The following is a 22,312-nucleotide window of genomic DNA, read 5'->3' on the forward strand; positions in this document are numbered from 1 at the left end:
CGACCATGAACATGCCCATTCCTGAAGTACAAACCCGCCACAGTGCCAAGGACCAGACCCGCTTCGCCGCACTGTGGCGCCCGGCGCTGGTGCAGGCATTCGTCAAGCTCGACCCGCGTCAGCTCAAGCGCTCGCCGGTGATGCTGGTGGTCGCCCTGACGGCGTTGCTGACCACCGCCCTGTGCGCGGTGCCCGGCAGTGGCGTGAGTACCGGAGTTGCCGTGCAGATCGCCCTGTGGCTGTGGTTCACGGTGTTGTTCGCCAACTTCGCCGAAGCCCTGGCCGAAGGCCGTGGCAAGGCCCGCGCCGATAGCCTCAAGGCTGGTAGCCAGGGCCTGACCGCCCAACGGCGCAAGCGCGACGGCAGCTACGAAACCGTCGCGGCCAGCGCGCTGCGCAAGGACGATGTGGTGCGCGTGGTGGCCGGCGAGATGATCCCCGGTGATGGCGAGGTGCTCGAAGGTATCGCTGCGGTCAACGAGGCCGCCATTACCGGCGAGTCGGCGCCGGTGATCCGCGAGTCCGGTGGCGACCGCTCGGCAGTGACCGGCAATACCCGGCTGGTCTCCGACTGGCTGTTGATCCGGATCACCAGCAACCCGGGCGAATCGACCCTCGACCGCATGATTGCCCTGGTCGAAGGCGCCAAGCGGCAGAAGACCCCGAACGAGATCGCCCTCGACATCCTGTTGATCGGCCTGACCCTGATCTTCCTGATCGTGGTGGTGACCTTGCAGCCGTTCGCCCACTTCGCCGGTGGCAGCCTGCCGCTGATCTTCCTCGCCGCGTTGCTGGTGACGCTGATCCCCACCACCATCGGCGGCCTGTTGTCGGCCATCGGCATCGCCGGCATGGACCGCCTGGTGCGGCTGAACGTGATTGCCCGCTCGGGGCGTGCAGTGGAAGCGGCCGGGGACGTGCACACGCTGATGCTCGACAAGACCGGCACCATCACCTTCGGCAACCGCCGCTGTAGCGCACTGCATGCCGCACCGGGCATCACCGCCCGCGAGTTGGGGGAGGGCGCCTTGCTGGCATCGCTGGCCGACGACACCGCCGAGGGCAAGTCGATCGTCGAGTACCTGCGCCAGTTGCACGACTTCATCGAGCCGGCCGCCGAGCAATTCGAGGCCGTGGCGTTCAGCGCCGAGACGCGCCTGTCGGGCATCGACTTCCAGCAGCACTGTTACCGCAAGGGCGCCGTCGATGCCGTGCTGGCCTTCGTCGGCATGCAACGCCTGGAAATGCCGCCAGCGCTGGCCCGTGAAGTGGAGCGCATCGCCCAGAGCGGCGGCACGCCCTTGCTGGTGTGCCTGGACAAGCGCCTGCTCGGCGTGATCCACCTCAAGGACGTGGTCAAGCCCGGCATTCGCGAGCGCTTCGCCGAGCTGCGCAAACTGGGCATCCGCACGGTGATGGTGACCGGCGACAACCCGCTGACCGCTGCCGCCATTGCCGCCGAGGCCGGCGTGGATGACGTGCTGGCCGAGGCCACGCCGGAGAAGAAGCTGGCCCGCATCCGCCAGGAGCAGAACGACGGCCGCCTGGTGGCCATGTGCGGCGACGGTGCCAACGACGCCCCGGCACTGGCCCAGGCTGACGTGGGCATGGCCATGAACGACGGCACCCAGGCCGCGCGCGAGGCGGCCAACATGGTCGACCTGGACAGCGACCCGACCAAGCTGCTGGATGTGGTCCAGGTCGGCAAGGAGCTGCTGGTCACCCGCGGTGCGCTGACCACCTTTTCCATCGCCAACGACGTGGCCAAGTACTTCGCCATCCTGCCGGCGCTGTTCGCCGCCATCTACCCGCAGCTGGGCGTGCTCAACCTGATGCACCTGGCCAGCCCGCAGAGCGCGATCCTGTCGGCCATCGTGTTCAACGCGCTGATCATCATCGTGCTGATCCCGCTGGCGCTGCGTGGCGTACGGGTGCAGGCCGCCAGTGCGGCGCACCTGCTGCGGCGCAACCTGCTGATCTACGGGCTGGGCGGCATCGTCGTGCCGTTTGCCGGGATCAAGCTGATCGATCTGCTGCTTAATGCACTGCACCTGGTCTGAGGAGGCCGCCATGAATGCTTATGTCCGCCCGGCGTTGAGCCTGGCCTTGTTGATGACCTTGGTGACTGGCGCGCTGTATCCGCTGGCGGTGACCGGGATTGCCCAGCTGGCATTCCCCAGCCAGGCCAACGGCAGCCTGGTGCGTGATGACCAGGGCCAGGTGCGCGGTTCGGCGCTGATCGCCCAGGATTTCCAGGGTGATGGCTGGTTCCATTCGCGCCCTTCGGCGGGTGCCTTCGCCACCGTGGCCAGCAGTGCAAGCAACCTGTCGCCGAGCAACCCGGCGCTCGCCGAGCGGGTCAAGGGTGATGCGGCAGCGCAGTATCAGGCGCAGCAGGGGGCGGTGCCTCTGGCACTGCTGACCACGTCGGGCAGTGGCCTCGACCCGCACCTGCCACCGGAGGCCGTGGCCTACCAGATCCCACGGGTGGCGGCGGCGCGGCAACTGCCGGTAGAACGCTTGCAAGGCTTGCTCGAAGAGGCCACCCTCCACCCATTGATCGGCCCGCCGGTGGTCAATGTGCTGGCCTTGAACCAGGCCTTGGACAACCTCAGCCATTGATAGATGACTTGAGGGGCTAGCAGGGACCCTGTGGGAGCGGGTTCACCCGCGAATGCGATAGTGGCGCCACCATCGTATTCGCGGGTGAACCCGCTCCCACAGGTACGGTGTTTGTCCCTGAATTTGCTGCTTGCTGGAAATAGCAAAGGATGAAAGATGAGTGACTCCACCCGCGCAGACGCGCTGTTGGCTACCCTCCCACAAACCGGCCGGGGCCGGCTGAAGGTGTTCCTCGGCGCCGCCCCCGGCGTCGGCAAGACCTTCGCCATGCTCCAGGCCGCCCACGCCCAGCAACGCCAGGGCGTGCAGGTAGTGGCCGGGGTGGTCGAAACCCATGGCCGCGCCGAAACCGAGGCGCTGCTCGGCGGCCTGCAGCAGCAGCCGCTGCTGCGCAGCCAGTACCGTGGCGTCACCCTCGAGGAAATGGACCTCGATGGCCTGCTGAAGGCCGCGCCAGCATTGGTGCTGGTCGACGAACTCGCGCACACCAATGCGCCCGGCAGTCGCCACGCCAAGCGCTGGCAAGACGTTCAGGAGCTGCTGGCCGCCGGCATGAACGTATACACCACGGTCAACGTCCAGCACCTGGAAAGCCTCAACGACAAGGTCCGCGACATCACCGGCGTGCAAGTGCGCGAGACCCTGCCGGACTGGGTGCTGCAGGAAGCCTTCGAACTGGTGCTGATCGACCTGCCACCGCGTGAATTGCTCGAGCGCCTGCGCGAAGGCAAGGTGTACGTGCCCGAGCAGGCACGCGCCGCCATCGACGCGTTCTTTTCGCAAACCAACCTCACCGCCTTGCGTGAGCTGGCCATGCAGACTGCCGCTGCGCAGGTGGATGCCGACCTGGCGCACGGCTATCGCCAGCGCGGGCAGGAGGCTCCGGCGCTGCGCGGGCGCCTGCTGGTGGGGGTGGATGGTGACGACCAGGCCGAACGCCTGGTGCGCCATGCCAGCCGGGTGGCGCAACGCCGCCACCTGCCGTGGAGCCTGGTGCACGTGGACAACGGCCGCCTGCGCGACGAAACCGCCCGCCAGCGCCTGCTGGCGGCCCAGCAACTGGCCGAGCGCCTGGGTGGGGAAGTGGTGCTGTTGCGCGCCGGCGAAGTGGCGGGCACATTGATCCAGCATGCCGCCGAGCGGCGCGCCAGCCTGGTACTGGTCGGGCAGTCGCGCAACCGCCTGCGCCGACGCCTGTTCGGTGCCGGTGTGGCCGCGCGCCTGCTGCGCGAAAGCCACGGCCTGGAAATCAACGTGCTCGACCGTGACCTGCAGCCGCAGGCGCCGCGTCTGGCGGTGCGGCAGGTGTGGGTGTGGCGCCATTACCTGCTGGCATTGCTGGCGACCGTCCTGGCAGCGGGCCTGGCCTGGGCGGTGTCGAGCGTGCTGGCGCTGCCCAATATCTCGCTGGTATTCCTCGCCGCGGTGTTGCTGGTGGCGGTGCGCAGCAGCCTGGGGCCTGCCCTGGCCTGTGCCGCGCTGTCGTTCCTGACTTACGACTTCCTGTTCATTCCGCCCAACTTCTCATTCACCATCCAGCGCGAAGAAGACGTGCTGACCTTGTTGTTCTTCCTGTTGATGGCCGCCCTCACCGGCAACCTGGCCGCGCGACAGCGCCGCCAGTTGCAGGCGCTGCGCGAGACCCAGGCGCAGACCAGCCAGCTGCTCGACCTGTCGCGCCGGCTGACGGTGGCCACCGACCGCCAGGCAGTGCTCAACGCTGCCGCGCAGTATCTGGATGGCTGGCAGGATGCGCAGGTATGCCTGCTGGAGCGCAATGCCGAAGGCCAGCTGCAGGTGGCCACTGGCATCGCCCATGCCTTCAGCGACAACGAACGCGCTGCGGCCGAATGGGCCTGGCAGCATGGCCAGGCCGCCGGCCATGGCAGTGATACCCTGCCCAATGGCCGCTGGTGGTGGTGGCCGCTGGCGGTGGATGAACAGCCCCTGGCCTTGCTCGGCGTGCGCTCACGTTCCGGCCAGCCGCTCAGCGACCCGCGCCGGCGCCTGTTGACTGCCCTTGGCCAGCCGCTGGCCCAGGCCCTGGCCCGCGCGCGCCTGGCCGAACAGCTGGAGGCCGCACGCCTGCATGGCGAAACCGAGCAACTGCGCAGCGCCTTGCTCGCCTCGGTGTCGCACGACCTGCGTACCCCGTTGACGGCCATGCGCGGCAGCATCGACAGCCTGCTGGCGCTGGGCGAGGCGATTCCGCTCGCAGACCGTCGCGAACTGCTGGAAGGCACGCGCAATGAAGCGGAACGCCTCGACCGCTATATCCAGAACCTGCTGGACATGACCCGCCTGGGCCATGGCGGCCTCAAGCTGGCCCGCGACTGGGTGGCCCCGGCCGATATCGTCGGCAGCGCGCTCAACCGCCTGCGTGTGGTACTGGCACCGCTGCGCGTGCACACCGATGTGCCGGCCGAGTTGCCGTTGCTGTTCGTGCATGCGGCGTTGATCGAGCAGGCACTGGTCAACGTGCTGGAAAATGCCGCGCGCTTCTCGCCCGCCAATGGCCGCCTGGAACTGCAGGTGTCGGTGCGGGACGCCCAGTTATGCTTCGCCGTCAGCGACCAGGGCCCGGGCATTCCGGTAGCCGACCGCGACAAGATCTTCGACATGTTCTATACCGCGGCCCGCGGCGACCGTGGCGGGCAGGGCACCGGCCTGGGCCTGGCCATCTGCCAGGGCATGATCGGCGCGCACGGTGGCCAGATCCAGGTTGGCGAAGGCATCGATGGCCAGGGCACCTGCATCACTTTATGCTTGCCGCTGCCCCCTCAACCTGAAGCCGAAAGCGAAGCCCCATGAGTCAGTCCGCTACCCTCCTGGTCATCGACGATGAACCGCAGATCCGCAAGTTCCTGCGCATCAGCCTGGCTTCGCAAGGCTACAAGGTGCTCGAGGCTGCGACCGGCAGCGAAGGGCTGGCCCAGGCGGCGCTGGGCAAACCTGACCTGGTGGTGCTCGACCTCGGGTTGCCGGACATGGACGGCCAGCAAGTGCTGCGTGAACTGCGGGAGTGGAGTGCGGTGCCGGTGCTGGTGTTGTCGGTGCGCGCCAGTGAAGTGCAGAAGGTCGATGCGCTGGATGGCGGCGCCAATGACTATGTGACCAAGCCGTTTGGTATTCAGGAATTCCTCGCCCGGGTGCGTGCCTTGCTGCGCCAGGTGCCACAGGCCGGCGGCTCGGAAATCGCCGCCAGCTTCGGGCCGCTGACCGTGGATTTTGCCTTTCGCCGGGTGACCCTGGACGGGGTAGAGGTGGCATTGACGCGCAAGGAATATGCACTGCTGGCGCAACTGGCCGGGCATCCGGGGCGGGTGATTACCCAGCAGCAGCTGCTCAAGGACATATGGGGGCCGACCCATGTGGATGACACCCATTACCTGCGGATCGTGGTGGGGCATTTGCGCCAGAAGCTGGGCGATGACCCCACCGCGCCACGGTTCATCATCACCGAGGCGGGGGTCGGGTACAGGTTGGTAGCGCCAACCGCCTGACCGTGGGAGAAGCTGGTGATAGTGGCTGTCCTGGGCTGCCTGTCCCGGCCCCATCGCCGGGCTGGAGCCCCTTGGTTCAAGGCGCTGTTGTCGACTCCAGATCCATTTCTGCTGGCCACACGACCCTGGGCGCCAGGCGCAGGGCGAACTCACACCAGAGCACATCGTCATGGTCCTTCGGTTCGCCGGGGGGCGGCAGGGCTGAAGGGCCTTGTTGCATGTACGTGCAGATATAGGCCCAGGCGTACTGGTCGGCGCCCATCGTCACCAGAGGGAAACGGTCGATCACATTGTTTGTGCCAGGCGCGACAATGGAAAGTGTGACACCCCATTTGAAAATAACCCCATTTGGCAGGGGGCTGGTCTGGGACCAGCGCTCGGCGCGTACTTGCGACCAATCGTAACTGACCGGAACGACTTTGCCTTTGTCGAATGGGTTCCACCATTGGTGTTTGAAGTTGTAGGCGTAGATTTTATGGCGGGCTCGGTTGAAACGGATGGGTAGATCCCTGGGTGGAGAAAGATCAGCACGGAACAGGATAATGATGCTCCATGAGTACAATACGTACATAAACACCAGTAGGAAGACACTTTCAATATCTGTTGGGTCCGTATGGTTGATCATCCAGGGGAGATCGCTCAAGACCCAGATTAAATAAAGAAGCGCCAGTGCCGAAATTACACCACGGTATGCCATTGCTGAGCGAGATATTTCGAGATAGACCTCATCTTGGTGGTTTGGCGTCTGATTTCCCAGAGTGGGCTGTAAAAGCGTTGAGTCGCAAGGGCCTGGCAGGTCTTCTTTCCAACCGGTGCAGGGCGGGACGAGTGCTGGCCCGCTCATTGTTTATCATCCTTGCTGGCACGGATGTCACTTTCCTTCACGCTCACTTGAGCGTATGCCGTCGGGTCATGGCGGTCGGGCCAGTAAGTCAAGTTGAACTCAAAGGCTTGGATCGTGTGATGGTCGGAGAGTGGCAGCGACCCCTGGATATTGAGGTCTTCCGTCCTTGCGTCCAGCTTTATCACCGGTTGCATATCGGACATGCTTAAAAAAGGTCTATAGGCTCTTTATTTTCAGCATTCAGTTTTACAGGGGACGAGCTGTCGGCTGATAATTCAACTACTTCACAGTGCCTACCTCCTCGGTGCAGGCGCAGACTCCATTGGTAATGTGAAAGGTGTTGGTTGAAATTAGGAATGCGGATTAAATAATTAAGCCTGAAGCTGGCCGGCACCGCGTTACCGTCACTGATAGATACTGTTGCTTCAGCCTCTCGGTGAATGGCGTGACTAAAATCGAACTGTATTTGAATCGAGACCTCCGCTTCCAGACCGACGATTGCAGCGTTAAGGGCGCCAATAGCCGTGTCCATATCAGTGTCGGCTTCCCACTGCCGAAATGACCGAGGCAGTCCCCATCTACAGTTTCTGGCCCAAAGTTCCATTGCTGAAGACTCCCTACGTTTGGCTGCAGTTGCAAGCACATAGGCAGCAACACCTAACATAATGCTTATGCCTACTGGGCCCAGTAGCGCACCGTAGCCAAAAGCGGCCAAGACCCCAAAGGCTGCAGCCCCGTATGAGGTGGCACTTGCGAACCGGTAGAGTTGAGCCGCTGGGGTATCTCCTATCTGCTCGGATCTGGAGCTTGCGTATGTGTACTGAGCTCCGTCCATGACGCCAGCAAGCGCCGCAATGCCGGAACCAAACCTTGCAATACCAGTTCCCAGCGAAATGGTGGTTACCATTCCGGGCCACGGTATCTTCGGGCGTACCACTGCAACAACGAGTCCTGCCGATTCGACGCTTGCCCCCAAAAACCCAAGCGACGAAGACCAGATCGCCGCCAGCGCTTCCGGGTTGTTCTGATGCGTTTCCTGCAATACCTGATAGTTCCTGCCCAGGCTGTCCTGGTGGAACCACAGGCTGCCCAGGGCAAACAGCAGGCCGACGCTTCCGCCGCTGGCGGCGGCATCGCGCAGACTGCGCATGGCGTCGCTGGCCACGCTTTGCGCGGCCAGTGAGCCGATCTTCAACCCCTCCGTGACCTGTGTACGCAGCGTACCCGTACCTATCGCGATATTCCGTACTAGGGCCCCGACCCCATCGGCTGCCCCTTCGCGTAACTGCGCCAGCCGCGCCTGCAAGCTCTCGGCGCTTTCGAACGCCCACAGCATCACCTCGACCATCTGGTTGCGATTGCCCGGCGCAGCGATATTGATCGCCCCGCTCAGCACCATGGCCCGCACCTTGCGCCCCAGGGGATCGCGAAACCGCTGGTCGATGTGCTGCAAGAACGCATCGGTCCGTGCCTGCACGGCCTCGTCGAGCAGGCTCATGTATTCGCCCAGGGTCAGCGAGAGCCTGAACGGGGTCACCTGCTGCCCGGCGAACAGTGCCAACGCCGAGCGGTGCACGTGGCCGATCAGTCTCTTGGCCCGCTCACTGAGGTGCTGGCTGAGTGCGTTCCCCGCACTGTTGGTCGCGCCCAGCAGCTGGCCGACGGCATCCTGTATCGGCTTGATCATCAACAGCTGGCCGTCGCCAGTCCCGGCGATGCCCTTGATGATGTCGTGCACCTTGCCGAAGTCGTCCCCGGACAGCGCCGCGACCACTTGCTGCATCAGCCCCTGGTGCTTGGCCAGCAGGGCCTGGTACAGCAGGCTCTGCTCGTCTTCCAGCAGCTGCTGCCAGATATGCTGGGTGCTCCCAAGCGGCTGACCGTCCTGTGGCAGAGGTTCGCTGGGGCCACCGGCCAGGCAGGCCGCCATCATCTGGATGAAATACTCGACCGATACAGGATCTGCCGCGTCATAGTCGAAGTAACCGATTTGTTGAAACGCGCGCGCAGCGTAGTGCCGTGCATACAGATCACCGACCTGGTCGATCATCGACTGCCAGCGCTTCAGTTCACGCTCGTAATCGGCCTGGAACGCGGCGCGGGCGCTTTCGTCGTAACGCTCTTCCAGGCGCTCGCGGGCTTCCTGCTGTTTGCGCGCGATGTTGCGTTCGCTCCTTGCGTCGATGTCCACCGCCGGCAGAGGCGCCTTGCCGGCCAGCGAGCTGTGGTTCCACTGCTCGACCTCTCGCGCCTCGCGCCGTGCGTCCTCGGCACCCTGCGCGGCGGCAGTGGCGGCGCGCAGCTCGCGGATGCCCAGCAGCGCCTGCGAGGTGAAGTATTCGAAGTGCCGCTGCGGCTGCGCGCGCCATTCCTGCATGGCCTGGACCCAGCCCGTGCGCTGTGCATTCAGCTCCATCACCAGGCCGACCGGGTCGGGCAGGGTCAGCGCCAGTATGCCGTTGGGCAGTTGTTCGCGCTGGATGACATTGCATACATGGGTGCGGGTTTCATGCCAGCGCCCCAGGCGGCTGTAGAAGCCATGCACGCTGGCATACCTGGCAGAGGAAAACGTCGAGAACTCCAGCACATCCTCCAGGCCGAAGCGGAAGCTGTCGGTCATGGCGAGGCCGAGGCTGGCAGGGTCGTTGCGCGCGGTGTCCAGGTCCACCTCGACAAAGCGGGCAAGGGTGCCCGGGTCAGCGCTGGTGATGCCTTGCCGGTAGCGGTCGAGGACTGCCCGCGGCCAGGGGTCGTTGGCGAAGGCGATCCAGGCTTTGCGGTAGAGCCGGGTATCGATGTTGATGAACGAGGCGATGACGTCATGGCCCTCGGTGGCGCACCACTTGGGCAATGGCCTGGGTGGCGCCAGGGGCATCTGCGACACTGGGAAGCGCTGCAGGGTCCCGGCTGCCGCGACCTCGTAGGCTTGCCAGATTTCCTGGTCGAGCAGCACGTAGACGTAACCCTGGCGCAGCAGGCGCAACTGGTCGGTGTGCATCGGATGGAAGGTGATCTCGCTGTCTTCCGCCAGGCGATAGGGGCGCTCGCTATCCGGGCGCGGGGCGTAGGCCTGGCGCAACAGCAGGATCGGCAGGCCGAGCCGTCCGCAGGCATTGCAGTGGCCGTAGGTGTTGGGGATCTCTTCCTGCATGGCGATGTGGATGGCTTTGCTGATGCTCACGAGTAACTCCTTGCCTGCGGCAAAGCCGCAACGATGTGCGACCAGGTGCAGTCGTCATAGCGGGCGAAGCAGGCGGCCAGGCGTTGTTCGCCGGCCGCCGCCTGTGCCACATCGCGCTGGATGGTCGGGTGCTGCAGGAGCAGTGGGTGAATCATCAGCATGTGCAAACACATGCACTGCAGATCGGCGCGGTCGCGCAGGCCTTGTCTGAAGGCTTTGAGGATCAGGTTCATGGCATGGGCGGGCGCGTGGTCCGGCAAACCCGCTGCGTCTGCGAAGTGCCAGGGAGCATAGGTGTGCTGCACAGCATTCAGGCGACGCCAGGCAACGAGCAGTTGAATGATCTGCGGTGCGACGTGCTGGGTCGCCCTCACGGCTTCGGGGACGACCAACTCGCCAGCCAATGGCTGCCGTTCAAACACCGTGCAACTGCCACAGCCATCCGGGTGTAACCAGCTACGAATGGGCCCGAGCACCTCGGCTGCGTTTCGCATGGTCACGCGCAGCAAGGCCAGGCGCACAGGCTGGAACCAGGCCGTGATGCCATGCGGTGGTGGTTGATGCAGCACCTGGCATTGCTGGCTGATGTGGCGGCCGATGAGGTCGGCCGGTTGCTCGCTGAGCAGCCAGCCACACACATGGTGCCAGGTGGCCGTTGCCTCCCGTGCGGCGCAGGCTGCGCTGACAGCGGCCTGCGCCGGCGGCACTGAGCCAGGTTGGGCCAGCTGCACCAGGGCTGGCCAGTATTGCGGGTCCTGGACCAGCCCGGAGCAGTCGATACGGGTTACCGCTTCACTGCCTAGCGCGTCGATGAGGGCCGGAATGCTCAAGGGGTGCTCGGGCGGACACCCGGCAAAAGGGTCGAGCAGCAGATAGAGGGCATCTTCTGGACTGCGCTGTCGGGTGGCGAAGTCACGGAGGCGCTGTGGGAAGCGAGTGGCCGGTTCTGCCTGGCTCTGCATGTGAAATTCCTTTTCGGCTAGTGCACCTGGAATGGCGTCCGCTGGGAGAGCAGAACACTAGCGAGGAATCAATTTGCAGGGGAGGTGAGGGCGTCCCAAAGGCTTGTAGGAGGTTTCGCTTCTTGCGCTTTCAAGGGGCCTGGAGGCTGCCGTCCCAGCCATTGTCAGGCCCGCGGCGGCTCCTTCTCGAACAGCTGGCGCATGACCTCCAGGTAGCGCCGCGCACCCAGCCCCAGCGGGCGCGGCTTGACCCAGATGATATCGACCCACAGGCGCAAGCGGCTGGCCATGTTGTCGAAGCGCACTTCTGCCAACGCACCCGAAGCAATCAGCGGTTCCACTAGCGGCTGCGGCAGGTAGGCCCAGCCCAGCCCGGACTGCACCAGGTCCAGCGTGGCCAGGTAGCTGTCGGTCAGCCAGATGCGCCGCGACAGCACCATGCGTGGGTCCGAGCCGGTAGCCTTGCCCGAGGCCACGATGATCTGCCGTTGTTCGGCGAATACCTCTTCAGGCAGCGGTGTGGCGCTGTTCTGCCCGGCCGGATGGCGCGGTGAAGCGACTGCCACCAGCAGTTGGCTGCCAGCCTCCAGGAACGACTCGCGCTCGTCGATGCCGGGACGTTCGAACACCAGCGCCAGTTGCACGCTGCCGTCATGCAGTAGGCGAATGGCTTCGGTCTGGGTGGCCGAGCGCACCTCGATTTCCAGGCTGGGGAATTCCTCGGCGAGGATTTCCAGTGGCTGGCTCCAGCGGCCGGTCTGCAACTCGGGCGCCATGGCAATGGTCAGGCGTTTTTCCAGGCCCTTGTGCAACTGCAGGGCCTGCGCATCGAGCAGGTTGAGCTGGCACATCACCTGCCTGGCCTGGGGCTCCAATGCCAGGGCGGCACTGGTGGGCAAGGCCTTGCGCGTGGCCCGGTCGAACAGCACCAGGTCGAGCTCGGCCTCGAGCTGGGCGATCGCCATGCTCACGGCGGAAGGCACGCGCCCCAGCTTGCGCGCGGCGGCGGAGAACGAACCCGCCTCCAGCACGGCGAGGAAGATAGCCAGGGAATCACTGCTGAAGGCCATGGCGGCAAACCTGATGATCGGGCCGGAAATTATGACTTTTCGCCGGCCCGCTTGACAGCCCCCTACAGGCCTTCGCCCAGCACCCGGTCAATGCTGTCGACGAAGTAGTCGACGCTTGCCCGGGTAGTGCACATCGGTGGCTTGATCTTGAGGATGTTCAGGTAATCGCCGGTCGGCTGCATGAAAATGCCCAGGTCACGCAGGCGGTCGCACAGCGCCGCGGTTTCCTCGGTGGCCGGTTCGAGCGTGTCGCGGTCGCGCACCAGCTCCAGCCCCAGGTAGAAGCCCGAGCCATGCGCCGCGCCAGCCAGCGGGTGCTTGTCCACCAACGCTTGCAGGCGTGCCTTGAAGTAGCGCCCGGTGTCGCGGGCGTTGTCCCACAGGCCTTCCTCCTGCATCACGTCCAGCACCGCCATGCCGATGCGGCAGCTGACCGGGCTGCCGCCGGCCGAGGAGAAGAAGTAGCCTTCGGCCTCCAGGGCTTCGGCAATTTCGCGGCGGGTGATGACCACGCCAAGCGGCTGGCCGTTGCCCATGCCCTTGGCCATGGTGATGATATCGGGCACCACGCCCTGTTCCTCGAAGCCCCAGAAGTATTCGCCCAGGCGGCCATAACCGACCTGTACTTCGTCGGCAATGCATACCCCGCCGCGGGCGCGGACTTTGGCATAGGCCTCGCGCAGGTAACCGGCCGGCAACGCGATGCCCCCGGCGTTGCCATATACCGGCTCGCAGATGATGCCTGCCAGTTGGCGGCCACGGGCGTCGAGGTCGGCCAGCTTGGCGTCGACATCGCGCAGGTACTGCGCGGCGCTGTCGGCACCGCGGAAGCGGCCGCGGAAGGTGTTCGGCGCTTCCACCGGGTGCACCCAGTCCGGGCGGGTTTCCAGGGCCTGCGGGTTGTCGGCGATCGAAGTGGAGATGGCATCGGTGGCCACCGACCAGCCATGGTAGGCCTCCAGCACGCTGAGCATGTCGCGCCCGCCGCTGTAGGCCCAGGCCAGGCGAATGGCCAGGTCGTTGGCTTCGGTGCCGCTGTTGACCATGAACACCCGGTCGAAGCCTGCGGGTGCCAGCGCCAGCAGGCGTTCGGAGAACTCGCTGATGGCCGCATAATGAAAGCGCGAGTTGGTGTTCAGCAGCGACCACTGCCGCGCCGATTCGGCGACCATGCGCGGGTGGCCGTGGCCCAGCACGGCGACGTTGTTGAGCATGTCCAGGTACGAGCGGCCCTGCATGTCGATCAGGTAGTTGCGCCAGCCGCGCTCGATGTGCGGCGGTTGCGCGTAGTAGTGCTTCTGCGAGCGGGCGAAGCTGGCGTCGCGGCGGGCCAGCAGGGCCTGCGGGTCCGGCAGCGGTTCGGCATCGCAGTCGAAGCCCAGCAGCGCCGCCGGCGACGGGCACAGGGCCAGCCAGGCCGGGGCATGCGACGGGGTGGCGAAGAACGGCGGCTGAATGCTGCTGTCCAGGCACAGCTGCACGCTGAGGAAGCCACAGCTGCTACCCAGCGACTGGCCTTTTTCCACGACCTGGCCATCGGCGGGGGCGCCTTCCAGGCCTTGCAGCCACAAGCTCCAATGCGCGCTGCGCAGGCAGCCACGGCTGTCGCCATGGCGCTGCCAGGTGCCGGCTTCTGGTGCCTGCACCAGGCTGCCATTGGGCACATGCAATTCGACGCCGAGGGCGCAGGTGGCGGGCTCTTCGGGGCGGTCGATATGGGTTTGCGACAGGCGATACTGCCCGTGCAGGCTGCAGGCCGGGGCTGGCTGCGCGCTCAGCAGGTGCTGGTCGAAGCCCGGTTGCTCCCAGTTGCCCGCCTGGTAATGCACGCTGAGCACGCCGAGGTCTACGCGCGTGACGGGCTGTTCATTCAGCTCCGGGAGCAGGAGCGCGCAGGTGCCCAGGTCCGGCGTGGCAGGTTGCAGCCCCGCTGCTTGCAGGATGGCCATTTCCATCAGCGCGAAAGGCACGGCAGTGGCGGTGTCGAAGATCTCCCATTCATGGGCGATGTTGGCGCGGATGTACTGGTTGCCCGGGCCGACGCTGAGCTGCTGCTCGCTGCTGAGCACTAACACGGCGGCGCGGTTGACCACCAGTGGCCACAGGGCGCGTAGCTCGGCTTCACCCAGTGGGTTGAGCGCGTGATAGGCACGCACGGCCGGCAGGATGCGCAGCGGGTCGCCCTCGGCGTGGTGCAGCAGCGCGGCGCAGGTTACCGACAGGTCGGCGATACGCCAGGTGCGCAGCAGGTCGCCGAAATCGATCACGCCCTGCAGCTGCCATTGGCGCGCGGCGTCGCGGGCCCAGACCGAGTTGTCGTCAGTGATGTCCAGGTGCACGGCCTGGATCGGCAGGTGCGCGGCGAGCGGGGCCAGATGCGCGGCTGCCACGCTGGTGGCCTGTTCGACACGCGCGCGTCGTGCCGGGTCGGACAGTACCGGCAACAGGTGGTGGATCAGCGCCTGGGCGTGTTGCGGGTCCCATTGCAGGGTGCGCGACAGGCCTGGGTGGTCGAAGCCGGCGAGGGCTTTGTCCAGCCTGGCGCAGAGGCCGCCCAGCTCGGCCATCAGGTACGCCGGCATATGCCCGAGGCGGGTCAGCGGCTGGCCTTCGACGTAGTCGAGCAGGCGAATGCGCAGCGCCTGGCCGTTCACGTCCACTTCCAGCAAGGCCTGGCCATCATTGGCTGCGCGCACGGCCGGTACCGGCAGGCCCTGTTCGCGCAGGTAAGCCAGCGCTGCATGCTGGGCTTCAAGCTCGACCCGTGCATAGCTGCCGTGGCACGCCTTGAGCACGTACCTGCCTTGGGCTGTATCGACCCGCAGGTTCAGGTCCTGCTGGCTGCCCATGGCCGACAGTTCGCCGGCAATTCCGTAATGGGCCAGCAACAGATCGCTGGCCTGGCATGGGTCGAGCGCCGGGTTCGGCAGGCTGGAACGCTGGGCCAGGATGTCAATGACGGAGGAAGCGGGCGTTACTGGCTGGGTGGGCATGGCTCTACCGTGTTCGCTGAAAGAGGGCGGTAGAAAATTTATGCGGGTTTTGATTGATGATGAAAGACGATAATCGTCAATTTTTCTGATGACTGCACAATGACCCCCATCGCCGGCGGTCACTAAACCTATACAAAACTTGTACAATTACTTTGTCTTGTACACATATTGGGTGTAGCGTAGTGCTATTACTTTCTTGGCTCCCCCTGTGGGACAGGTGAAACGACATGAAGGTTGCGCCCGTTCCGAGCAACGAGCACGAGCGCCTGGCCACAGTTGCCGAATGGTGCGTGCAGCATCAGGAGCAGAGCAGTGAATTGCGTGCGCTGGTAGAGCTGGCCCGGCATTACTTTTCCGTACCCATCTGCCTGGTTTCGATTGTCGGTGAATGTCAGCAATGGTTCACCGCCCGTGCTGGCCTGCAGACACCGGGCACGGCCAGGGACGTATCGTTCTGTGCCCACACCATCTTGCAGGCGCAGCCGCTGGAGATACTCGACGCTGCTGCCGACCCGCGCTTCGCGGACAACCCGCTGGTGACCGGTGAACCGGGCATTCGCTACTACTGCGGTGCGCCGCTACGGGTCGAGCAGCGGGTGGCGATTGGCAGTTTCTGCATCATCGACACCGCACCGCGCGCACCGCTGGACGACGCTCAGCGCGGGATGCTGCTGGCCTTCGCCGACATGGCCATGCAGATCATCGCCGGCATGCGCCGCAACAACTTCCACGACCAGGCCACAGGGCTGTTCAACCGCCTGAAGCTCGAGTGTGACGTCGGCGCGGGGCTGGATCGCGGCCAGTCGATGACACTGCTGGCCGTCGACATCATGTCGGCAGAGGCGCTGAGCGAGCTGATTCGCGGGCTGGGGTACAACTTTGCCCATGACTTGACCTTGCAGGCCAAGTCGCGCATCGCCAGCCAGCTGCAAAGCGGCTTGTCGTTGTACAAGATCAGCCCCACCCGGTTCGCCGTGCTGCTCGAGGATGCCGCTGCTGTCCTGCCGCTTTGCCAGCGCATCCTCCAGGCGCTCCAGGCGCCAGCCCAGTGTCACCAGATACCCGTGCTGCTCGACGCAGGCATCGGCATCGCGCCCATCACCCCGCTGGAGGATGAGCGCAACAGCCTGGAGTGGCTGCGCCGCGCCGTGGCCGCTGCCGACACGGCACGGCGCAGTGCGGGGCGGCATGCCTGGTACCAGACCGAGGTGGACGCGGCCCAACGTCGTGCGTTCATGTTGCTCACATCGCTGGCGCAGGCGTTGCACAGCGAGGATGAACTGAGCCTGCACCTGCAGCCGCGGGTCGAGCTGCCCAGCGGCGAGTGTCGCTCTGCCGAGGCCTTGTTGCGCTGGCGCCACCCGCTGCTGGGTGACGTTTCGCCCGGCGAGTTCATCCCGCTGGCAGAACAAACCGCGCTGATGGCCAACCTCAGCCTCTGGGTAATGCGTGCCGTGCTGCGCATCCTGCAGTGCACCCGCGGCCTGGATTTCAGCGTCAGCTTCAACGTCACCGCGCGAGACCTGGAAAGCGCGACGTTCATGGACACCTTGCTGGCCGAACTGCAACGCCAGGCGGTCGCGCCGGGCCGCGTACAGCTGGAGTTCACCGAAAGTGTGCTGATGGAGCAGCCCGAAGAGGTGCACCAGCAATTGCAACGCGCCGGCCAGGCCGGCATTGCTGTCGCCATCGACGACTTCGGTACCGGTTACAGCAACTGGGCCTACCTCACTCGCCTTCCGGCCTCGCTGGTCAAACTGGACAGAAGCCTTGTGCAGCGGTCCGCGCGTGGTGGCAAGGAGGCCTTGCTGGTGCAGTCGGTCGTCAGCCTGGCCAGCAGCTTGGGTTATCAGGTGGCCGCCGAGGGTATCGAAACGGCCGAGCAGCTTGCCCAGGCCAAGGATTGGGGCTGTGCCGAGGCGCAGGGCTACCACATCGCCAGGCCAATGCCGGTCGAGGTGTTCCGGCAGTGGTACTGCCGCACCCGGTTGGCGGGCCCGTTGGCCTGATCACATCTTGTCATTACGCAGGTACTTCCATGTTCAATCGGCACCTCAAAGCCGCGCTCGCCGAGCGCGATGCGCAAATACTGAGCCTTCGCCAGCGTCTGGCCCAGATCGAACAGGGACCTTTCATGAGGCTGGATGCCCAGGGCCGCGTGCTGGAACTCAACCCGGCGTGCGCTGCCGCCCTGGGCGCAGAGCCCGACAGTGCCGTTGGCCAGCTGCTGGCGCAGTGGCTGCCGAGCCCGGCCCAGCAGGGCCAGGCGCTGCTTGACGCGTTGCTGCGTTCGACGGCGGTGATCCAGTTCGGGCTCGATGGCACTGTGCTGGATGCCAACCCGATGTTTCTCGAGGCCATGGGCTATCGGCTCGAACAGGTGGTGGGCAGGCATCACCAGATGTTCTGCAGCGCCGCGCAGGCCAGCAGCCCTGACTACGCCGTGTTCTGGCAGACGCTCAATACCGGGCGTTATGTGGCGGGTCGCTTCTGCCGCCTGGACCGGCAAGGCCGTGAGGTCTGGCTGGAAGCCAGCTACAACCCGGTCAGTGACGCCCGGGGGCGCCTGGTGAAGGTGGTCAAGTTCGCCTCGGTGGTGACTGACCAGGTGCGGCGTGAGGCGGAGGTCAAGCGTGCCGCGCAGGTGGCGCTGGACGTTTCCCGCAGCACCGACGCCGGTGCCAGCGAAGGCGTGGCGGTGATGCACGCCATGGAGCAGACCATGCAGGACGTGGCTCGCCAGATGCAGGCTGCGGGGGTCACCATCAGTGCGCTGGGCGAGCAATCGACCAGCATCAGCGCCATCGTGCAGACCATTGGCGGGATTGCCGCGCAGACCAACCTGCTGGCACTCAACGCGGCCATCGAGGCGGCACGTGCCGGCGAGCAGGGCCGAGGCTTTGCAGTGGTGGCCGATGAGGTACGCAAGCTGGCGGCGCGCACCAGCACGGCCACCGCCGAGATCGATGCCGTGGTCGCACGTAACCAGGTCCTGGCCAGCCAGGCAGTCAGCGAGGTCGAGCGCAGCCGGATGGAGGCGGCCAGCGCATTGCAGTTGGCGCTCCAGGCCGGTACTGCCATCAGCGCCATCCAGGCCGGGGCGCGCAAGGTGGTGGATGCGGTGGAGCGGGTAAGCGAAGACCTGGGCTAGACAGAGCGGCAGGGCGGTCGCATTTGCCATATGTGTTTGCGAAGCATTAGCATTAGCAAGCTCATTAATCTTGCTCCGGATATCCGTCATGCCTTCGCCGCCACTGTCACGCCCAGCTCTGCTGGCGTTCTGCTGTTTCGTCCCGCTGCTGGCCCACGCTGGCGAACCGATCCAGCTGGAGGCTATCGACATCAATGCCGACGCCCTCAAGGTGCGGCCAGGCGCAATACCCGAGGCGTTCGCCGGTGGCCAGGTTGCCCGTGGCGGGCAGATGGGGGTGCTGGGCGATCAGGACTACATGGATGTGCCCTTCACCATGACCAGCTACACCGCCAAGGTCATCGAGGACCAGCAGGCCGAAGACATCGGCGACGTGCTGGCCAACGACCCTTCGGTGCGCGAGTCGTACGGCTTTGGCAACCAGTCCAAGGTGTTCGTGATCAGGGGACTGCCGCTGGCGGGCGATGACATTTCCTTCAACGGCCTGTACGGCATCCTGCCGCGCCAGGTGATGTCCACCGATGGCGTGGAACGGGTCGAAGTGTTCAAGGGGCCGAACGCTTTTCTCAATGGTGTCAGCCCGACCGGCACCGGCCTGGGCGGCAACGTCAACCTGCGGCCCAAGCGCGCCGAAGACCTGCCGACACGCCGCTACACCCAGGACATCAGCGCTGATGGCCGCATGGGCGAGCACCTGGATATCGGCCAGCGCTTTGGTGAAAACAACCGCTTCGGGGCGCGGCTGAACCTCAGCCAGCGCGAAGGCGAAACGGCGGTCGACGACCAGGACCAGCGCACCAAGCTGTTTACCGCGGGCCTGGACTACCGCGGTGACACCTTCCGCCTGTCGACCGACATCGGCTACCAGAAGCAGCGCATCAACCACCTGCGCAATTCGGTGCGCCTGGGTGGCACCACCACCCGCCTGCCGACCGCGCCGGATGCCAGCCACAACTATGGCCAGGCCTGGAGCTACAGCGAGTCGGAAGACACCTTTGGCATGGCGCGCGGCGAATGGGACCTGAACGACAGCTGGACGGCCTACCTGGCCGGCGGGGCACGGCATACCCGCGAACACGGCACCTATGGTACCCCGGTGCTGGTCGGCAACAGCGGCGCGGCGACGATTACCCCTTCCGATATTGTCCATGGGGAAGACAACAGCAGCTTCAGTGCCGGCCTCAATGGCCGTTTGCAGACCGGAGCAATCAGCCACCAGATCGCCGTGGGGGCGAACACCCTGTGGGCCCAGGCGGAAAACGCCTACACCTTCTATGCGCCGATCAGCAGCAACATCTACGACACCGTGCAGCAAGCCAAGCCTGCGAAGGTCACCCGCTGGGGCGGTGACATGGGCGACCCGGGGGTAACCGCCAAGACCCGCACCCGCAGCCTGGCGATTTCCGACACGGTTGGCCTGTTCGACGACCGCCTGTTGCTGACCTACGGCGTGCGCCGCCAGCAGCTGCGTATGCAAAGCTATTCCTACGACGGCAGCGGTCCTGTCACGCCTGGCCGGCCGAGTACGGACGGCAGCCGCAGTGGCGACCCCTACGACAAGTCGATCACCACGCCGGTATACGGCGTCGTGTTCAAAGCCAGCGACAGCGTCTCGCTGTACGCCAACCGTATCGAAGGTCTCGCCCAGGGGCCAACGGCGCCTGCCAACGTCTCCAACGCCAGCGAGATGTTCCCCCCCGGGCGGACCAAGCAGCTTGAAGCCGGTATCAAGCTTGACCGGCAGACCTTTGGCGCGAACCTGGCCGTGTTCCGCATCGAGAAGCCGTCGGACGGCTACACCTTGAACAATGTCTTCATCCGCGACGGCGAACAGGTCAACAAAGGCCTGGAATTGAGCCTGTTCGGCGAGCCCGTCGAAGGCCTGCGCCTGATGGCCGGTGGTACCCGCATGAGCTCGGAGCAGAAGAACACCGCCAACGGCAGCAATGACGGCAACCACGCCATCGGTGTGCCGACCTTCCAGCTCAATGCCAGTGTCGACTGGGACGTGCCGGGTGTGCCGGGGCTGGCGCTGAATGCGCGGATGCTACGTACCGGTGGGCAGTTCGTCGATGCGGCGAACAACGTCAGCCTGCCGACCTGGAACCGTTTCGACATCGGTGGTCGCTACACGCTGAAAGTGGCGGAGAAAGACCTGACCTTGCGGGTCAACGTGGAAAACCTGACCGACAAGAATTACTGGGCTTCGGCCAATGGCGGCTACCTGACCCAGGGCGATCCGCGGCTGGTGAAGTTCTCGGGCACTATCGATTTCTGAGTAGCCGACCGGGGCGCTGGCTTCACAGAAGCTCGTGGCGTGCCAGTGCCGGCCCCTTCGCCGGTCTAGCCGCAAAGGGGCCCGCCCTGGCGGTGGCTGGCTACGACGCCTCCACCTCCAGAAACGCCGCCTCCAGCAACTGCCGGGTATACGGATGCTGCGGCGCGTGGAAGATCGCCTGCGCGTCCCCTTGCTCCACCACCTGGCCATGCTTGATCACCATCAACTGGTGGCTCAGCGCCTTGACCACCGCCAGGTCATGGCTGATGAACAGGTAGGTCAGGTTGTATTTCTGCTGCAGGTTGCGCAGCAGTTCCACCACCTGCCGCTGCACCGTACGGTCCAGCGCCGATGTCGGTTCATCCAGCAGGATCAGCGCCGGCTTCAATACCAGGGCCCGGGCAATGGCAATGCGCTGGCGCTGCCCACCGGAAAACTCATGCGGGTAGCGATGCCGGGTGCGCGGGTCCAGCCCGACTTCCTCCAGCGCGGCAATAATCGCTGCTTCCTGCTCCTGCGCTGTGCCGATGCGGTGAATACGCAGCCCTTCACCGACGATATCCGCCACGCACATGCGTGGGCTCAGGCTGCCGAACGGGTCCTGGAACACCACCTGCATTTCCCGCCGTAATGGCCGTACTGCCTTCTGGTTGAGGCATTCGAGCTGTTGCCCGTGGAAGCGAATCCCGCCCTGGCTGGCAATCAGCCGCAGGATCGCCAGGCCCAGCGTCGACTTGCCCGAGCCGGACTCGCCGACAATCCCCAGCGTCTGCCCCTGCGGCAGGCTGAAGTTGACCCCGTCCACGGCCTTCACATGATCAACCGTACGCCGCAGCAAGCCTTTCTTGATCGGGAACCACACCTTGAGGTCATCCACCTCCAGCAAGGGCGCGCCTACCGGGTTGTGGGCCGGCAGCCCGCTGGGCTCGGCATTGATCAGCATCTGCGTGTAGTGGTGCTGCGGGGCGCTGAACAATCGGCTGCATTCAGCCTGCTCGACGATCTGTCCGCGTTGCATCACGCACACCCGGTGGGCGATGCGCCGCACCAGGTTGAGGTCGTGGCTGATCAGCAGCAGGGCCATGCCCAGGCGCGCCTGGAGCTCCTTGAGCAGGTCGAGGATCTTCAACTGCACGGTTACATCCAGCGCCGTGGTCGGTTCGTCGGCAATCAGCAGGTCGGGTTCGTTGGCCAGCGCCATGGCGATCATCACCCGCTGGCGCTGCCCGCCCGATAGCTCGTGGGGCAGGGCCTTCAGGCGCTTGCGTGGCTCGGGGATGCCGACCATGTCCAGCAGCTCCAGCGTACGTGCCGTCGCTTCCTTGCCGGTCAAGCCCTTGTGCAGCAGCAGAATCTCGTTGATCTGCTTCTCGATGCAGTGCAACGGGTTCAGCGAGGTCATCGGCTCCTGAAAGATCATCGCAATGCGGTTGCCGCGGATGCGTTGCAGGCTCTTCTCGTTCTGCTGCAGGAGGTCCTTGCCCTCGAAGCGGATGCTGCCGCTGGGGTGCCGGGCGAGGGGGTAGGGCAGCAGGCGCAGGATCGAGTGCGCGGTCACCGACTTGCCCGAGCCGCTTTCGCCGACCAGGGCCAGCGTCTCGCCCTTGCGGATATCGAAGCTGATGCCATCCACCACGCGGTTGACCTGCTCCCCGGTGACGAACTCCACCGCCAGGTCGCGCACTTCGATCAGGTTCTGTTCACTCAT

The 22,312-nt window shown here is 65.1% G+C and carries 13 protein-coding genes and 2 pseudogenes; 8 read left to right on the forward strand and 7 right to left on the reverse strand.

Annotated elements, in window-relative coordinates; all coding sequences use genetic code 11:
* Positions 1 to 5: 5 nt before the first annotated feature.
* The 4 genes from kdpB (at position 6) to JKP78_RS22470 (ending at position 6,125) form a co-directional block, all read left to right on the forward strand.
* Entirely contained in the window at positions 6 to 2,060 is a 2,055-nt protein-coding gene (gene kdpB, locus JKP78_RS22455) for a potassium-transporting ATPase subunit KdpB (protein WP_200627664.1), read from the forward strand.
* 10 nt (positions 2,061 to 2,070) lie between these two features.
* A complete protein-coding gene (gene kdpC / locus JKP78_RS22460; RefSeq protein WP_186674771.1) occupies positions 2,071 to 2,622 on the forward strand; it encodes a potassium-transporting ATPase subunit KdpC in 552 nt (183 codons plus the stop codon).
* A gap of 156 nt (positions 2,623 to 2,778) precedes the next feature.
* Positions 2,779 to 5,433 (forward strand): sensor histidine kinase, encoded by a 2,655-nt coding sequence (locus JKP78_RS22465; protein WP_200627665.1) that lies wholly within the window; start codon positions 2,779 to 2,781, stop codon positions 5,431 to 5,433.
* Positions 5,430 to 6,125 (forward strand): response regulator, encoded by a 696-nt coding sequence (locus JKP78_RS22470; RefSeq protein ID WP_186688170.1) that lies wholly within the window; start codon positions 5,430 to 5,432, stop codon positions 6,123 to 6,125. The genes JKP78_RS22465 and JKP78_RS22470 overlap by 4 nt, the downstream gene beginning before the upstream one ends.
* 76 nt (positions 6,126 to 6,201) lie before the next feature.
* Here the strand turns inward: JKP78_RS22470 and JKP78_RS25185 are convergent, their stop codons facing one another.
* From JKP78_RS25185 to JKP78_RS22500, 6 genes are all read right to left on the reverse strand, one after another.
* Positions 6,202 to 6,969, reverse strand: coding sequence for a DUF6708 domain-containing protein (locus tag JKP78_RS25185; protein ID WP_234454686.1), 768 nt, complete (start codon positions 6,967 to 6,969; stop codon positions 6,202 to 6,204).
* Positions 6,966 to 7,172 (reverse strand): hypothetical protein, encoded by a 207-nt coding sequence (locus tag JKP78_RS22480; protein ID WP_200627667.1) that lies wholly within the window; start codon positions 7,170 to 7,172, stop codon positions 6,966 to 6,968. Before JKP78_RS22480 ends, JKP78_RS25185 begins: the two co-directional genes overlap by 4 nt.
* Positions 7,173 to 7,174: 2 nt before the next feature.
* Complete coding sequence (locus tag JKP78_RS22485) at positions 7,175 to 10,150, reverse strand: T6SS effector BTH_I2691 family protein (RefSeq protein ID WP_200627669.1); 2,976 nt, start codon at positions 10,148 to 10,150, stop codon at positions 7,175 to 7,177.
* Positions 10,147 to 11,112: a hypothetical protein gene (locus JKP78_RS22490; protein WP_200627671.1), complete on the reverse strand. Its 966-nt coding sequence runs from the start codon at positions 11,110 to 11,112 to the stop codon at positions 10,147 to 10,149. The genes JKP78_RS22485 and JKP78_RS22490 overlap by 4 nt, the downstream gene beginning before the upstream one ends.
* 164 nt (positions 11,113 to 11,276) lie before the next feature.
* The gene (locus JKP78_RS22495; RefSeq protein WP_170030794.1) at positions 11,277 to 12,182 is read right to left on the reverse strand and encodes a LysR family transcriptional regulator; all 906 of its coding nucleotides are present in this window, start codon (positions 12,180 to 12,182) and stop codon (positions 11,277 to 11,279) included.
* Between the two features lie 62 nt (positions 12,183 to 12,244).
* The gene (locus JKP78_RS22500; protein ID WP_186688165.1) at positions 12,245 to 15,175 is read right to left on the reverse strand and encodes an aminotransferase; all 2,931 of its coding nucleotides are present in this window, start codon (positions 15,173 to 15,175) and stop codon (positions 12,245 to 12,247) included.
* A gap of 227 nt (positions 15,176 to 15,402) precedes the next feature.
* Here JKP78_RS22500 and JKP78_RS22505 point away from each other — a divergent pair, with 227 nt between their 5' ends.
* The 4 genes and pseudogenes from JKP78_RS22505 (at position 15,403) to JKP78_RS22515 (ending at position 20,604) form a co-directional block, all read left to right on the forward strand.
* On the forward strand, positions 15,403 to 17,184 hold the full coding sequence (locus tag JKP78_RS22505) for a bifunctional diguanylate cyclase/phosphodiesterase (protein WP_200627673.1): 1,782 nt from the start codon (positions 15,403 to 15,405) through the stop codon (positions 17,182 to 17,184).
* A 125-nt stretch (positions 17,185 to 17,309) separates the two neighbouring features.
* Positions 17,310 to 17,789 (forward strand): annotated as a pseudogene (locus JKP78_RS25540) (PAS domain-containing protein); the annotation flags it as partial.
* Positions 17,790 to 17,888: 99 nt separating this feature from the next.
* Positions 17,889 to 18,326 (forward strand): annotated as a pseudogene (locus tag JKP78_RS25545) (methyl-accepting chemotaxis protein); the annotation flags it as partial.
* An 88-nt stretch (positions 18,327 to 18,414) separates the two neighbouring features.
* Positions 18,415 to 20,604 (forward strand): TonB-dependent receptor, encoded by a 2,190-nt coding sequence (locus JKP78_RS22515; protein ID WP_186688156.1) that lies wholly within the window; start codon positions 18,415 to 18,417, stop codon positions 20,602 to 20,604.
* Between the two features lie 100 nt (positions 20,605 to 20,704).
* On the opposite strand, the gene JKP78_RS22520 is transcribed toward JKP78_RS22515, so the two are convergent.
* Positions 20,705 to 22,312: an ABC transporter ATP-binding protein gene (locus tag JKP78_RS22520; protein WP_200627675.1), complete on the reverse strand. Its 1,608-nt coding sequence runs from the start codon at positions 22,310 to 22,312 to the stop codon at positions 20,705 to 20,707.

Source organism: Pseudomonas sp. LAM2023 (assembly GCF_016620375.1).
GTDB classification, from domain to species: Bacteria; Pseudomonadota; Gammaproteobacteria; order Pseudomonadales; family Pseudomonadaceae; genus Aquipseudomonas; species Aquipseudomonas anuradhapurensis.